The following is a 15,548-nucleotide window of genomic DNA, read 5'->3' on the forward strand; positions in this document are numbered from 1 at the left end:
TAAGCCACATACTTATATGTGGCTTTTTGTATACGATATAAATCCAAAATGCTTTTATTATTGTTCGCTTTTTCGAACGCCACCGATAGCATAGTGTTCTTTTTTCATTTCTTCAATGATAATTGTTACATTTTCTTTTGGAGCATTGACAGTTTCTGAAATGGCTTCTGTTACTTTTTCAACTAGATTATGTTTTTGTTCGTCTGTACGACCTTCAATCATTTTAATAGTAACTACAGGCATTCTAAGTCCTCCTCGTGTAAAATATAGTGTATATTCGTTATAATAACAGAACGGAGGGATTTAGCGAATGGCAAATGAAGAAAAACCTAAAAAAATGGAATTTACAATTATAAAAAACAATCCGACAGATGGTCACAAAGGATTTGGTATCGGTTCACTATCACTTGAAAATGTTTCACCGGTTATTATCGATATTGAAGAAAAGACAGCAGAAGTTGATATCGGCGCTATGCATGCTCGTAGTGCAGTAGAACGTGGTATTAAATTCACAACGGATCGTGCTGATTCAGAAGGCGGAAAACCTTATTGGTTAGTATGGGTTACAATTGAACAAAAGCCAGAGGGTGCATACTATGCTGGCGTTACAGCATGTGAAATGGTAGTTAATCGAGAAAAGCGTCGTGGTTATAAAATTTTGGCAGACCATGTTAATAAAATGGATAAATCGATGAAACGACACATTATCGTAGATCACATGGATGCCTCTTCCAAACAGGTGTTAGGGGAATTTTTAACGAACTTTAACCAAGATATGTGGCAACAAAGTGATGCTAAACTACGTACAGAATTAGGTTTTTAGAACTTAATTCCTTGAATTATCTGTGACATTTTCTAAGCCTTTTCAATACATAGTTGAAACTATCATGGAAAGGAAGTAAACTTGAAATAAAGCTTACAAAAGTGAGCTAGGACAAATGCTTATAGAATTTGCAGAAGTGTTATGTGGCATTTTGTAAAGGACCAAGCCTAATGCTCCATGATTCTCACATTTCAGTAAGCAAAAAAGCTTTCACTCCAACGGATAACGGACTCTGTTGGATTGGAAGCTTTTTATTTAGGGTGTGATGTTATGATGCTCATTAGTAAATAGGGTTAATATAAAAGGCTTTGCCAACAGTCAAACACACTGAAGGCAAAGCTTTAATTTGTTAAAAATTATTCAAAGAACGAAAACGGAAATAGACTCCACGATTCATCAGTATCTTTCGTTAAATCTTTTAATATGGTTGGATCTGTACATTTTTTCTTTGGAACATCTTTTTTCTTTAGATAAACAACTCGTTGTCTACTACAGCTTTTTGTTGCAATACCACCTGTTTCTACATCGACGATTGCTGCTTCAACTCCATTTGGCGCGATAAAAGGTTCACTAGCCATATCTTTTTGCGCTTTTTCCATAAAGTCAATCCAAATTTGCTTCGTAGCACGACTATCTGCATCGCTTGTCATTTGTTTTCCTTGATCGTAACCATTCCAAACACCAGCTGTTAATGAAGGAGAGAACCCAATCATCATTTGATCTGTAAGAGTTGTTCCAGATTTTGCAGCATACGGTCTTGTTTGTTTGTTTCGAAGGCTAATGCCCGTTGCAGGAGCATAATCATTAAATACAGGGTCGAACATGCCTGTCATTAATTGTGTCAAAATGAATGCATCGTCTTTTTTCAATATTCTTTTTGATTCTTTATGTTTATCTAATTTGTAAATAACTTTGCCATCTACATCTTTGATAGATAAAACGGTAATAGGAGTTCTCTTAACCCCACCTGCAGCGATAGTATTATATGCAGAAGTAATATCTTTTAAGGAAACTTCCGTTGTGCCTAAAGCTACCGATGGTGTATTTTGTACAGTTTGGCCTATACCAAAACGATCTAACATTTGTTTGAATTTACGATAGCCAACTTCTTCAAACGTTTTAACTGCATAAATATTGTCTGAAATCGCAATAGCTTGTGCCATTGATAATGGATGATTTGCAAATTTTCCATTTACATTTTTGGGCTCGTATTCAGAGCGTCCACCATCATATGTGAAGATGGTTTGTTCTGTATTCATAAATGTTAAAGGTGAGAAATTATTTTCTAAAGCAGTAGCATACAAGAATGGTTTAATAGCTGAACCAGGTTGTCTTTTAGCTTGTATAGCACGATTAAATGGACTTTTAACATACTGACTTCCGCCAACTAATGCTGTAATATAACCAGTTTTCGGATCCATGCTGACAAAACCAACCTCAAGTCCTGATTTAGGTAGATTTTTTTCAATTGCTGCTTCAGCTGCTTGTTGATGATAAGGATTTAAAGTTGTTTGAATGGTCCATCCACCTTCTTCAATTCTTCGGCCACTCTTCTCTAATATTTTTTGAGCTTCTGCCCATACTGTATCGATAAAGTATGGTGCATTCGATTTTTCATTGTCCCATTCATCATATTTGAAAGTTAGTTTTTCTTGTTGTGCGCGTTCCTTTGCATCTTTTGATATCATATTTTGTTTTTGCATTATTGATAATATAAGTTGTTGTCTTCCATGATTTTTTTCTTCATTAGCAAGTGGCGAGTAAATACTAGGGCCTTTTGGTATTGCAATTAATGAGGCTGCTTCTCCAAGCGTTAAATCTTTTGCAGATTTAGCAAAGTAATACCTGCTTGCTGCCTCAACTCCATACATCCCATGCCCAAAGTAAACCGTATTTAAGTAACCTTCAAGTATTTTATCTTTATCGTAAAAAGTTTCTAAACGATAGGCATATAGGGCTTCATTTACTTTTCTTAGCCATGTTTTATCATGTGAAAGATACAAGTTCCTTGCATACTGTTGTGTAATTGTACTGGCACCTTCTACTTTTCCCATAGCTTTTAAGTCTTTTAGTAAAGCTCCCGCAATACGAGTGTAGTCAAACCCATGATGATTATAAAAATTCTGGTCCTCCGTAGCGATAAGTGCTTCGGTTACGAAGGGAGAAATTTCATCAAGCCCTACCCAGTAGCGTCTTTGCTGTGAAAACTTATCTCCTATTTGATCTCCATTTGCATCTAAGAAAATAGTTGCTTTCGGGACAGTTAAGGAAGGAGCTCCTGTAATTTGAGCATATATGCGGAGTGAGAACAGAGCGGTTGCAAATGCTGAGCCGCACACAATAACCCAAACTATTATTTGCCGTAGTCTTAGCTTCTTTTTCCGCTGCCGATGATATTCAGCTCGGTTCATTCAATCGCTTCCTTTCTTATTGCTAGAATCTAGTATGTGAAGTGTTTGGATAAACTAAACGGAAGAAAAAAACGAAATTTGACAAATAAAAGCGGAACACGTGTGAAGTTGGATAGAATAAAAGCTAAACACGCCCGTTAACTTTGTCGGTCAAATGTTCTTCACGCGAAGTGAGTGCTTGGACTCCAAGCGGGAGATGATGAAATGACCATAATCAAGCTTAAATAAAATAAAAAAGATGCCAATTACCATTTGGTAATCGACATCTATCATTAAATCTAAGTGTGAATATTATTATAATGAATAATTTGGTTTTTACCTTGTGAGGTTGCTTGCATCAAAGCCTGGTCTGTTGCTGTTACAAGTTCTGAAATACTTTTCCCGTTATCAGGGAAGTTAGCAATGCCGATAGATACGGTAATTGGAATTTTATGTCCGTCAGAAATGAAGTAGGGATTTTGAGAAATAAGTTTGCTTATTTCATGAGCATAATGCAAACCAAAAGCGGGAGCAGCTTGCTTACAAGTTACATAAAATTCTTCACCACTAATTCGTGCAGTATCCGCACCTTCATGTTCCCGAACAAATTGTTTTAAATACTGTCCAATTTGTTTTAAAATCTCGTCCCCTACAAGATGTCCATAAGTCAAGTTAACATTTCGAAAATGGTCAATATCGATTAAAAGCAAAGTGAAATTTTCATCGTTTTCAATAAATTCCTCTAGTATACTTTTAAACTTTCGACTATTAGGTAAATCTGTTAAATAATCAGTATCTGCTAACTTTTCTATTAAACGAATTCTTTCAAATTGTTTTCTAAATAGGTTTAGAACAAAAACGGTTATATAGAAGGCAGGGATTGAAGTAACGACTAATGTGATAATCCCAAGAAGTCGACTATCCGGATCCGTGCTTAAAAAAGCAATTCCTATACCGAATTGCACAATAGTATAAGCTAAATAATAATGCATATTACGATACGAAATAGGTTTCCATCTAGTTAATAAAAAAAGGATTAGACCCATAAGCATTGTGTTTAAGCCGGCGATAATGGAAGTCGTTGAAATACCCAATACATATATTCGAAATAAACCGATAAGAAAAGAGGAAACGACCATTGAAATAGGGCCACCTACTAATCCGGAAATTAAAATAATAACGTTTCGTACATCGTCTATCACACCATTGCTAAAATGAATTGAAGTTTCCATTAACAGTAAACCAGTGATAGCAGATGCTACCCCAACAACCCAAGGGTGTAAATTTGTATATTCGTCCATGTATTGTTCAAGGTATTCATATACAAAATGAAAAAAGATGACAAAAGTAAATAAAAGCGAGAAATTGATAATATAATCAAGAATAATCGAAACCACCACCAATTAATACATATATTATAGCATTCATTAAACAACGCTCTTAGAAAATAACCCATCTTTTGGCAAAAAAACAATATTAAACGTATTATTATCTATAATTTATAGAAATAATAAGCATCTAATAGAATGTTGTATCTTGAAAATAAGTGTAATCCTATCCTATAATAAAAAGGTTATATTAAGAAGAAAACGGAGGCGTCGTAAAATGTCAGATGCACTTACAGCACCCGTAAAATTAAAAATAATAACTACCATTACACAACAAGATACAAAGCCCGAGCAGTATGAACTATGGTCTGAGGGTACGATTATGCAAAAACGTAATCAAATTTATCTGCGATATGAAGAAGTACAAGAAGGAAAGCACATGCAAACGACTCTACGATTTGGTCAAGAAGATGCCATTATCATCCGCAATGGAGATATTAAAATGCGCATGCCATTTGTACTTGGACAAGCACAAAAGGGTCACTACAATAGTGAATATGGACAATTACCAATCGTTACTCTAACGAAAGAGATGAAATTCGAACCGTCCGAATCTTTACAAAGCGGTCGATTTTATTTGCAATATGAACTACTAATCGGCGGACAATCTGTCGGAGACTATGCTTTAGAACTGAACTATACGGAGGGAAATAAATGAATGCAGTAGAACAAGTTCAACAAGTCGTTAAAGAAGCGCTTGTTGCAGCGATTCAAAAAGCAGAACTTGTAGAAGATACAAGTGCATTGAACATTCACTTAGAAACACCAAGAAATAAAGAAAACGGTGACTACGCAACAAATATTGCGATGCAACTTACAAAATTAGCAAAAAAACCACCGCGTGCTATCGCAGAAGCTATTTTAGAAAGCCTTGATACAGAAGGTACAAATATTGAAAAAATAGAAATCGCAGGCCCAGGATTCATGAATATCACTTTACGCAAGGATTATTTAGCTGAAGTCGTAACAACTGTTCTTAATCAAGGCTTAGATTATGGCCGTACCAATGCTGGTAAAGAAGAAAAAGTCCAAGTTGAATTCGTATCTGCAAACCCTACTGGCGATCTACATTTAGGTCATGCGCGTGGGGCATCTGTTGGTGATTCTCTATGTAATGTTTTAGATTTTGCAGGTTACAATGTATCTCGTGAATACTATATCAATGATGCTGGTAACCAAATTACAAAATTGGCAAAATCACTAGAAGCACGCTACCGTGAAGCACTAGGTTTAGAATCTAATATGCCTGAAGACGGCTACCATGGCAAAGATATCATCGTAATTGCACAAGAATTATCTAAAGAATTTGGCAAAGATGTATTAGAAAAATCGGATGAAGAACGTTTTGAATTCTTCCGTGAACATGGTTTAAAACACGAATTCGGTAAACTTCAAAAAGACTTAAAAGACTTCCGTGTAGATTTCGATGTATGGTTCTCTGAAACTTCTTTATATAAAGAAGGCAAGGTACAAATTGCACTTCAAAAACTAAAAGACAACGGTCATGTGTTTGAACTAGATGGTGCAACTTGGTTCCGTTCTACTACATTTGGTGATGATAAAGACCGCGTACTCATCAAATCAGATGGTTCTTACACTTATCTAACACCAGATATCGCATACCATGAAGATAAATTACGTCGTGGCTTTGATAAACTAATCAATATTTGGGGAGCAGACCACCACGGTTACATCCCACGTATGAAAGCAGCTATCGAAGCACTTGGATATGACCGCGACACATTAGAAGTAGAAGTAATCCAAATGGTTAACCTTCTTCGTGATGGTGAAAAGGTCAAAATGTCTAAACGTACAGGCAATGCAGTAACATTACGTGAACTGGTAGAAGAAGTAGGATTAGATGCAGTACGCTACAATTTTGCAATGCGTGCTGGCGATTCGCACTTAGATTTCGATTTAGATTTGGCTGTTAAACAATCAAATGAAAACCCAGTATACTATGCACAATATGCACACGCACGTATTAGTTCAATCTTACGTCAAGCATCAGAAAAAGGGCTTGCACCTTCAACTGAACATCTTGACACATTATCATCAGAAAAAGATATTGAAGTATTGAAAAAAGTCGGTGACTTCCCACAAGTCGTAGCAGATGCAGCACGCGTACGCGCACCACACCGTATTGCAAACTACATCCAAGAATTAGCAGCAACATTCCACAGCTTCTACAACGCAGAAAAAGTTCTAGATGCAGACAACAAAGACCGCTCTGAAGCACGCCTTGCTCTAATCACAGCTGTCCGTACAACAATCGCAAATGCACTAAAACTAATCGGAGTTTCTGCACCAGAAAAAATGTAAACTTAAATGCTGAACGCGCCGGTTTAGCCCCGACAAGCGCTGGAAGGCCTGAATCGAAAGCGCTTTTCAGCTTTCGACCGAAGGACTGAAGCGACCTCGAGGGGCTGGTGTGAGAAGCTGGATATCGTTGTAAGTGATGAGGACGCTCAATCAGCTTTATCGGCCAAATGTTCCTCCGACAGAGGGGCGCTTTTTGCCCCGTCCGAGGAGGGTTATCTGGTCCGAAAAGCTAGCGTCCGAAGCCGGATAAGCTAAGTGATGAGGACGCTCGTTCAGCTTATGAAGGGAAGTTCGGCTAATTTCGCCACTTCCTGTGGCAACGTCGACCGCTCCCGCATCCCTGCGAAGCAACTGTTCCGGAAATATAAGAAAGGACATTACATATTTAGTTATGTAATGTCCTTTTATTTTGGATAATATAATTTCCTCAAATGTTTATTCTGAATCAGAAAAAGCAAGTTTACCTTCAGTATAAGGTATATGTTCCACGAAAACTTCTACATCATTTCCGTTTGCATCTTTCCCCATTCTTTTATAAGTGTATTTCTCCTCAGTTACTTCTGTTAACTCTACAACGCTTTGTGTTCCTTTAGATTTAGATTTGAGAATACGAAATTTCCCACTATTCGTGATAAAGAAATTTCCGTTATCGCGACTCTCTTTTGATGTTTTATCATAGAATTCGTATCTCGACGTTTTATCGTCATATTTTGCAAGGGCTATAAAGTTTGGATTCTGTTGTGTTAAATCATTACCATTTTTATCATATACTTTTGTTCCTTGCCAAGTTGTACTTCCGAGAATCTTTGCAATTTTTACGCCTTTATTTAACGATGATTCTTCATTACCCCTTACTTCTGAATTAACGGGTATTTTTGTTCCATTTTCACTACCTGTAGTAAGATCTTGTTTACCGAATCCTTGCCATTGACAAGCAGATAAAATTAACATATTTACTAGGACAAGCACCATCAATACTTTTTTCATATTTCATCCTCCTTAATTTACTACTAGTACCAATGTTACCAATTTATAGACTTTTAATACTTCTCATTCAACCTCTTTGATCAGGCGGTGATAATCCCAGCCTGAGTTGTAATGAATTGAAAATATCAATATAGAATCAATTTCATCATTCAAAGAGCTGATAAAAAATGAACATTATATGAGCCTTTGTTATATGCCATATCTATTAGAACATTGCCTATGAGCGGAAGATGGCGAGTCCTCGAAAATGCATTCGCATTTCCTTCGTGCGGTGCGAATACAGGGAAGCTCATTCAATGTCCTGCGGGAAAGCGAGACAGGTGAGACCCCGCAGTGAAGCACGGTACGGGCTTCCGAGGAGGCTCAACGCTCGCCCGCGGAAAGCGCGATCTGAAGCGGAGTTATAAGTAAATACTAAAAATGAAATATTATCCTAATTATTGAATTGTTTATTTAGAAAATATTCGTATTTTTTAACTAGAAAAGCACCCATGAAATTGATTAAAGTGCTACCTTCCAAAAAGTAACTCCAAAATGATCAATCATGAACGAGGTATAAAAAATATAAAAAAGAGAATGATATGGTGAATTCTATTTTGGGAGGAATCATTATGAAAGTTGTTGCAATTGTAGGTAGTATCCGAAAAGACTCATATAACAAAAAACTAGCTGAATTTGTAAAAAAACATAATGCAGATAAATTTGACATGGAAGTCTTAACTTTAAATGATTTACCTATGTACAATCAAGATAACGAAAATGATCCACCGCAATCTGTTGTAGATTTTAAAGCGAAGGTAAAAGCTGCCGATGCGGTACTTTGGGTAACACCAGAGTATAATGGGTCCATTCCGGGGGTGTTGGGTAATGCAATCGATTGGCTATCACGAGTAGATCAAGTCATGATTGGCAAACCTTCTTGGATTATGGGGGCTTCGATGGGAGTATTGGGAACTGCGAAAGCACAAATGCATTTACGCGACATTTTATTTTCAATAGGATTATCATCTCCAATACTAATAGGCAATGATGTATATATTGGGGCTGCGCACACGAAATTTGATGATTCAGGAAATATAACAGAAGAAGGAACGGTTCAATTTTTAGATAAAATAGCTGGTAGCTTTTTAGAGTGGATGAAACACTATTAATTTATACATGATAATCGTGAACAGCAGTAAAATCTCCTAGAAGAGAAGCTTACTGCTGTTTATTTTATATGGTAAATTTTTATTTCAAATGCTAGAGAAAAAACAATTGCCCAAACTTATCTTTCACAAAAACCAAATATTCGGTATAATGATAAACAATTCAATATAAAAGAAGTACGGTTCTCGACATATACCAAATGTTGAGTGAAAAGGGAAATCGGTGAAAATCCGATGCGGTCCCGCCACTGTAAGTGTGAGCAACTCGTAAACGGCCACTAAAAAGAAATGATTTTTTGGGAAGGCACGATGCGCGATGAACACAAGCCAGGATACCTGCCGAACTCAGATCACCAAATAACTACGAGGATAGAGTGGGTGCTAGTGTACTTGAATATACTGGAATCATGATGCCTCTCGAAAAATACGAGAGGCATTTTTTATGGAGGAGGAATTTTTGTGAAAAAAATTTGGCAACTGGGTTTCTTACTAACAATGGCGTTTGTTCTACTTGTTGGATGCAATCAAAGCGAAACTCAAAAATTATCAACTGGAAAAAGTGAAAAGACTACTCAAACTACAGACAAAACAGCTACATACCCTATGACAGTAAAAGATGCGCTTGGGAATGAGGTAGAATTTAAAGAAGAACCGAAAAAAATCGTATCACTGATCCCAAGTAATACAGAAATCTTATTCGCACTAGGTTTAGACGACAAAATCGTTGGTGTAAGTGATAACGATGATTATCCAAAAGCTGCTACTAAAAAAGAAAAAGTCGGCGATATGGAGTTCAATGTTGAAAAAGTTTTAAGTTTAAAACCAGATGTCGTATTTGCACATGAATCGAGTGCAAAAATGGTTGAATCAGGATTACAACAATTGAAAGATGCAGGAATTACCGTTTTTGTAGTAAAAAATGCGGCAAGTTTTGAAGAAACATATGATACGATTAAACAATTGGGACAAATTACAAATCAACCACAAAAAGCGGATCAAATCGTTGCTGGTATGAAAGTGAAAGTAAAAGAAGTACAAGATAAAGTAGCGAATGTTAAACAACGTACTGCTTTTGTAGAAACATCCGGTGAACCAGAAATTTACACAGCTGGTAAGGGTACATTTATGCAAGAAATCTTTGACCTAGCAAATATCAAAAATGTTGTGGATGATCAATCAGGTTGGTTCAAAATCGATCCAGAACAAATTGTCAAACGTAATCCAGATACTATTATTGTAATGGAAGATGAAAAATATTTTCCGAATATCGTAGAGAAAGTAAAACAACGTCAAGGCTTTGACAGTATTACAGCTGTTAAAAATAACGCAGTTGTGAAAGTAGATCAAAATTTAACAGCTCGTACAGGTCCTCGCCTTGCTGAAGGGTTAGAGGAAGTAGCGAAGGCTGTTTACCCAGAGGCATTTAAGTGAAAAAGATCATAGTCGGATATATCGTAGCCATTGCCATTCTTTTGGTAAGCATTGTGCTCGGTATTTCCGTTGGTTCCGTAAAGGTGCCGATCAGTACGTTATGGAATATTGGAGTGGATGAAACAGCAACGAATATTTTATGGAACATTCGAATGCCTAGAGTAGTTTTAGCAGGACTTGTTGGAGCAGCATTAGCCGTTGCAGGAGCAGCTTTTCAAGGATTGTTAAAAAATCCACTTGCAGATCCATACACGTTAGGAGTGTCATCAGGTGCCTCAGTAGGCGCCGTGATGACGCTCTTTTTCAGTATTTCAACCCCTATTTTAGGTATTTTCACATTACCAACTTTCAGCATGATAGGGGCTCTCTTTGCAATGTTTGTTGTTTTAGGTTTTGCTAAATTAGTCGATCGTACGATGAAAATGGAAACTCTTATCTTAACAGGGATTATTGTGAGTTCTTTTTTAAGTTCCGTGATATCATTGATGATTGCCTTAACAGGAGAAGAACTTCGCCAAATTATTAATTGGTTAATGGGTAGTGTATCGATGAGAGGATGGCCATATGTCAAAATGATCTGGCCGTTTATTACATTCGGAACAATTCTATTATGGCTTAATCGACGTGAACTGAATGCCATGTTGTTTGGTGAAGAACGAGCAAAATATTTAGGTGTAAATGTGAAGAGAAGTAAGTGGATGCTATTACTCGGTGGTTCCATGTTAACGGGCTCTGCTGTAGCAGTATCTGGCACGATTGGTTTTGTTGGTTTAGTTGTGCCACATATAACACGACTTTTATTTGGAACAGATCATCGTCATTTAATTCCATTATCTTTTATTAATGGTGCATCGTTACTTATTCTATGTGATTTGATAGCACGAACAGTTATTGCACCTACAGAATTACCAATCGGTGTGATTACATCGTTTATTGGAGCACCAGTTTTTGCTTATATTTTCTTCCGTCAACGCAGAATGAAGGGGGCGTAATAGTATGCTTGCTGTAAAACAACTTAGTGGTGGTTATGATTCCAAGAAGCCAATTGTAAAAGATATTTCGTTTACAGTTGATAAGGGGAAGTTTATCGGGATTCTAGGACCGAATGGTAGTGGAAAGTCCACTCTGATCAAAGTGATAAGCGGGATTTTGCCTGCTACTTCTGGAACTGTTCAAATTGATGGTATAAACCTAGAAGATTATTCCACAAAGGAATTAGCGCGTAAAATGGCGGTGTTGCCGCAATTGCATGCTCATGCTTTTTCACATTCTGTTCGTGAAACAGTATCAATTGGTCGTTACCCACATCAAAGTAGCTGGTTTTCAACATGGTCAAAAGAGGATGAAGAAGCAGTCACAGAAGCAATGCAACAAACAGGTATTGCTCAATATGAAAATCAAAATTTAGAGTTTCTTTCTGGTGGAGAGCAGCAACGAACCTTTGTTGCACAAGCATTAGCACAGCGCTCAGATTTGTTACTATTAGACGAACCAACAAATCATTTAGATATCGAACATCAAAGAAGATTGATGGATATGATTCGGCATGAAGTTGTACATAATGGTCTGACGGTTGTTTCTATTTTTCATGATATAAATTTAGCCTCACTCTATTGTGATCAGTTGATCTTACTTGAGGACGGGCAAATTTATTCAGAAGGTGAACCACATGAAGTATTAAAGGAAAAACATATTAGGGATGTTTATCGTACGGAAGTGTCAAATTATCCACATCCAGTGTTACCGAAACCACAAATTACGTTAATACCGAAACCACATAAGGATATACAAAAGGCGATTTCTATTACAGCCGAGCAAATTAAAGTGCGTGATGAATTTGTTGAGTTACAAACATCATTTCCATTAAAAACTGTATCATCTGCAGTTCATAATGCTGGATTTGGATGGTTCCAGGCTTTTATTAATCGTGCCGTAGATATCAAATATATGTGTGAAGATGCGCATGAAGAATTAAAGCAATATTTAGAGAAACACGGTTTTTCACCTTCTAACACAGTTGCAATGATGACAGCAGTTGCCGCGAAGTATGTAGTTATTCGGGAGTTTTCTTCTACTATAGGTAGTATTGTTGTTGCAGTAACCGCAGGTGTTGGAAATGCGGTTGATGTATCAAAAGCCTATGAACGTCCGGAAAAACCACATATAGGAACAATCAATACATGGGTTTTCATTAATGGTACTCTTACGGATGAATCCTTTATGCAAGCGATGATTACGGCAACAGAAGCAAAAACGAAAGCATTAGTAATCGAAGATATAAGAGATACTATTTCAAATACGGTTGCTACTGGAACGTCAACAGATAGTGTGCTCATTGCTGCTACACAAAAAGAACCGTTCTTTGAATATGCAGGAACCATAACAGGAATTGGAAAGCTCATTGGCCACGGTGTATTTGAAACAACACGTATTGCATTACAAGAGTACAAACGTGCGAAAGGAATACTATAACATGTTAGCACATTTAATTGCTTGCTCACTTGGGGTAATTCTTGATCGATTAATTGGAGATCCACCTAAAATGCCTCATCCTATAAGATGGATTGGTAATACAATTCAGTGGTTAACAAAACGATTAAACATTGGAAAGTTTCGTAGGATGAAGGGACTTCTACTTGTTATAGTAGTTGTTGGTATCACAACAATTGTAGCTTATTTAATTGTTATTGCTGCATATACAGTAGGAACAATTTTCGGCATTCTAGTTGAAAGTGTGATGATTGCTGTGGCGCTTGCACAAAAGAGCTTACAACAAGCAGCAACGGATGTTTATACCCCGCTTGTAGAAGGAAATTTGAACGAGGCACGTGAGAAGCTATCTTGGATTGTTGGCCGAGATACCGAAAAGCTCTCTGTACCAGAAGTAACGAGAGGTGTTGTCGAAACAGTTTCTGAGAATACGAGTGATGGTGTAACAGCACCTTTGTTTTGGGCATTTCTCTTTGGGGCGACAGGAATCTGGATGTACAAAGCAGTGAATACACTCGACTCCATGGTTGCTTATAAAAATGAAAAATACGGGGACTTTGGATTTGTTGCTGCACATACAGATGACATTTTTAATTACATACCAAGTAGAATAACAGGCTTTCTCATGTTGATTGGGACGAAAAAAGAATCGACACAGCCATTTTCTCATCGTTTGAAAGGTTGGTTAAGAGACGCTAAAAAGCATCCAAGCCCGAATAGTGGATTTTTAGAAGCAGCAACGGCTTACCAACTTGGCATTCAATTAGGTGGTACGAATAGCTATAAAGGTGTAATTTCTGAACGAGCAAAAATGGGAGAGCCAGAAACAGAGCTTGCACCAAGACATATTAAAATAGCCATTGAACAAATGCATGCTGTAACAACATTGTTTTGGCTTACAGGCGTAATCATAGGAGGAATTCTCATTGTCGTTACCTAATCATGGTGCCAATCCGCATCTTTTATATGAAAAGCTTTCTATTGAAAAACCCGGACAAATCATTGATTTTAGTGAAAATGTTAACCCTGCAGGACCGCCGGAATTTATTAGGCAGAATTGGGATGATTTACAGCATCTTGTTGCACAGTATCCAGATCCACAGGGGCAACCATTTTTGTCAGCTGTAGCAAAATACCATGGCGTTCGCGTTAATCAAGTTTTGCTTGGTAACGGGGCTGCGGAAATTTTTTCATTACTTGCTTCAATGTTTCAAAAAAAGCGTGCTATTCTTATTCACCCGACTTTTTCAGAGTATGAAGCTACTTTATCAGCAAACGATGTAGAAATTATTCATCTTGAAGTTGAAGAGATCGTAACGTGGCAACTCCCAATCAACCAAATAATTGAAGAGATGCAACAGGCGGATGTCTTGTATTTATGTACGCCAAATAATCCAACAGGTGTATTGCCGCCAATAGAACAGCTTCTTTTGCTCATAACAGAAGGGAAAAAGGCAAATTGTCATATTGTTTTAGATGAAGCATTTATCGATTGGATTGATGAAGACGCATCGATGATTCCCTATTTAGAAGACAATCCACATGTTATCATTGTACGTTCTATGACAAAAATGTACGCTATTGCCGGTGTGAGATTAGGCTATATGATTGCATCACCAAGCATTATTGAAAATTTACAAAGAAAAACATCCCATTGGCATATTAACGGATTAGCAGCTGTTATTGGTGCAGGATGTTTGGAAGAAAATGAATATCGAGATCAAGCTATTCGTTATGCACAGAAAAGTAGAGAAGAATTCACTGCTTTTTTACAACAACTAGGCTGTAAGACAACAAACAGTGTTACGAACTATGTTAGTTTTCAAATACCGATACCACAATATTCAAAAGAATTCTTTCATGCGATGCTCCAAAAAGGATTTGTCCTTCGTCATACGGAAAATTTTCGTGGTATGAATGGTGAATGGTTTAGAGTAGGGATGAAGAAGGAACAAGCAATGAAGGCTTTACAGAAGGGGATGACTTCATGGCTGAAACACAGCTCATCTTTATAACTGGTGGCGTACGAAGTGGCAAAAGTGCTTATGCTGAACAACAATTACGACAATTAGCCGATATGAACCACGCGAAACGACTTGTTTATGTTGCGACCGGGGTAGGGTTTGATGATGAAATGAAAAAGCGAATAGCGAGACATCAATTTGATAGACAAAAACAACAACTAAATTGGGTTACGTTTGAACAACCAACGAATCTGAGAAAATTGCTACCTCTTATTCAACCTGGAGACGTGATGCTATGGGATTGTGTCACAACTTGGTTAACTAATGAATTTTATGAAGGCTTTGAAACAGGCATTTGTAATTGGCAACGGCCCGAGAAGCTGGAGCAACGTATTCATGATATGAAGAATACTATTTTACAATTACATTCTTTGCAAATTCCGATTGTCATTGTTTCCAATGAAGTGCTTGATGAACCCATATCAAGTAACCAGGAAGTACAACTGTATCAAAGACATTTAGGAAATCTCCATCAATGGTTTATAAAACAAGCAACACAAGCCATTGAAATTGAGTATGGCCATGTTCATCAATGGAAATAGAAA

At 37.2% G+C, this 15,548-nt stretch carries 13 protein-coding genes, 1 pseudogene and 1 riboswitch; of the genes and pseudogenes, 10 read left to right on the forward strand and 4 right to left on the reverse strand.

Annotation, left to right across the window (positions count from 1 at the left end; all coding sequences use genetic code 11):
* Positions 1 to 57: 57 nt before the first annotated feature.
* Positions 58 to 243 (reverse strand): 2-hydroxymuconate tautomerase, encoded by a 186-nt coding sequence (locus Q8X41_RS14660; RefSeq protein ID WP_397537001.1) that lies wholly within the window; start codon positions 241 to 243, stop codon positions 58 to 60.
* Between the two features lie 67 nt (positions 244 to 310).
* Between Q8X41_RS14660 and Q8X41_RS14665 the strand changes: the two genes are divergently transcribed.
* Positions 311 to 823 (forward strand): YwhD family protein, encoded by a 513-nt coding sequence (locus Q8X41_RS14665; RefSeq protein ID WP_397537002.1) that lies wholly within the window; start codon positions 311 to 313, stop codon positions 821 to 823.
* Positions 824 to 1,179: 356 nt separating this feature from the next.
* On the opposite strand, the gene Q8X41_RS14670 is transcribed toward Q8X41_RS14665, so the two are convergent.
* Together Q8X41_RS14670 and Q8X41_RS14675 are read right to left on the reverse strand one after the other, a co-directional pair.
* Positions 1,180 to 3,234, reverse strand: a complete 2,055-nt coding sequence (locus Q8X41_RS14670; protein WP_397537003.1) for a transglycosylase domain-containing protein — start codon at positions 3,232 to 3,234, stop codon at positions 1,180 to 1,182.
* A gap of 278 nt (positions 3,235 to 3,512) precedes the next feature.
* Positions 3,513 to 4,514 carry a GGDEF domain-containing protein gene (locus Q8X41_RS14675; RefSeq protein WP_397537004.1) on the reverse strand — a complete coding sequence of 334 codons (1,002 nt, stop codon included), beginning with the start codon at positions 4,512 to 4,514 and terminating at the stop codon, positions 3,513 to 3,515.
* Between the two features lie 304 nt (positions 4,515 to 4,818).
* Between Q8X41_RS14675 and Q8X41_RS14680 the strand changes: the two genes are divergently transcribed.
* On the forward strand, positions 4,819 to 5,259 hold the full coding sequence (locus Q8X41_RS14680) for a DUF1934 domain-containing protein (protein ID WP_397537005.1): 441 nt from the start codon (positions 4,819 to 4,821) through the stop codon (positions 5,257 to 5,259).
* Positions 5,256 to 6,923 carry an arginine--tRNA ligase gene (argS, locus tag Q8X41_RS14685; RefSeq protein ID WP_397537006.1) on the forward strand — a complete coding sequence of 556 codons (1,668 nt, stop codon included), beginning with the start codon at positions 5,256 to 5,258 and terminating at the stop codon, positions 6,921 to 6,923. Before Q8X41_RS14680 ends, argS begins: the two co-directional genes overlap by 4 nt.
* 447 nt (positions 6,924 to 7,370) lie before the next feature.
* Here argS and Q8X41_RS14690 read toward each other — a convergent pair.
* A pseudogene (locus Q8X41_RS14690) lies at positions 7,371 to 7,748 on the reverse strand (DUF4822 domain-containing protein); the annotation flags it as partial.
* Positions 7,749 to 8,521: 773 nt separating this feature from the next.
* On the opposite strand from Q8X41_RS14690, the gene Q8X41_RS14695 reads away from it, so the two are divergent.
* The 7 genes from Q8X41_RS14695 (at position 8,522) to Q8X41_RS14725 (ending at position 15,545) form a co-directional block, all read left to right on the forward strand.
* Complete coding sequence (locus tag Q8X41_RS14695) at positions 8,522 to 9,061, forward strand: NADPH-dependent FMN reductase (RefSeq protein ID WP_397537007.1); 540 nt, start codon at positions 8,522 to 8,524, stop codon at positions 9,059 to 9,061.
* Positions 9,062 to 9,221: 160 nt separating this feature from the next.
* Positions 9,222 to 9,417: riboswitch (cobalamin riboswitch) on the forward strand.
* 100 nt (positions 9,418 to 9,517) lie between these two features.
* The gene (locus Q8X41_RS14700) at positions 9,518 to 10,489 is read left to right on the forward strand and encodes an ABC transporter substrate-binding protein (RefSeq protein ID WP_397537008.1); all 972 of its coding nucleotides are present in this window, start codon (positions 9,518 to 9,520) and stop codon (positions 10,487 to 10,489) included.
* The gene (locus tag Q8X41_RS14705) at positions 10,486 to 11,481 is read left to right on the forward strand and encodes a FecCD family ABC transporter permease (RefSeq protein WP_397537009.1); all 996 of its coding nucleotides are present in this window, start codon (positions 10,486 to 10,488) and stop codon (positions 11,479 to 11,481) included. The genes Q8X41_RS14700 and Q8X41_RS14705 overlap by 4 nt, the downstream gene beginning before the upstream one ends.
* A 4-nt stretch (positions 11,482 to 11,485) precedes the next feature.
* Entirely contained in the window at positions 11,486 to 12,961 is a 1,476-nt protein-coding gene (locus Q8X41_RS14710) for an adenosylcobinamide amidohydrolase (RefSeq protein ID WP_397537010.1), read from the forward strand.
* Between the two features lies 1 nt (position 12,962).
* Positions 12,963 to 13,919: an adenosylcobinamide-phosphate synthase CbiB gene (gene cbiB, locus Q8X41_RS14715; protein ID WP_397537011.1), complete on the forward strand. Its 957-nt coding sequence runs from the start codon at positions 12,963 to 12,965 to the stop codon at positions 13,917 to 13,919.
* The gene (locus tag Q8X41_RS14720) at positions 13,906 to 14,994 is read left to right on the forward strand and encodes a pyridoxal phosphate-dependent aminotransferase (RefSeq protein WP_397537012.1); all 1,089 of its coding nucleotides are present in this window, start codon (positions 13,906 to 13,908) and stop codon (positions 14,992 to 14,994) included. Before cbiB ends, Q8X41_RS14720 begins: the two co-directional genes overlap by 14 nt.
* The gene (locus Q8X41_RS14725; RefSeq protein WP_397537013.1) at positions 14,967 to 15,545 is read left to right on the forward strand and encodes a bifunctional adenosylcobinamide kinase/adenosylcobinamide-phosphate guanylyltransferase; all 579 of its coding nucleotides are present in this window, start codon (positions 14,967 to 14,969) and stop codon (positions 15,543 to 15,545) included. Before Q8X41_RS14720 ends, Q8X41_RS14725 begins: the two co-directional genes overlap by 28 nt.
* The last annotated feature ends 3 nt before the right edge of the window (positions 15,546 to 15,548 follow it).

The organism is Rummeliibacillus pycnus (assembly GCF_044359855.1).
Lineage (GTDB): Bacteria > Bacillota > Bacilli > Bacillales_A > Planococcaceae > Rummeliibacillus > Rummeliibacillus pycnus_A.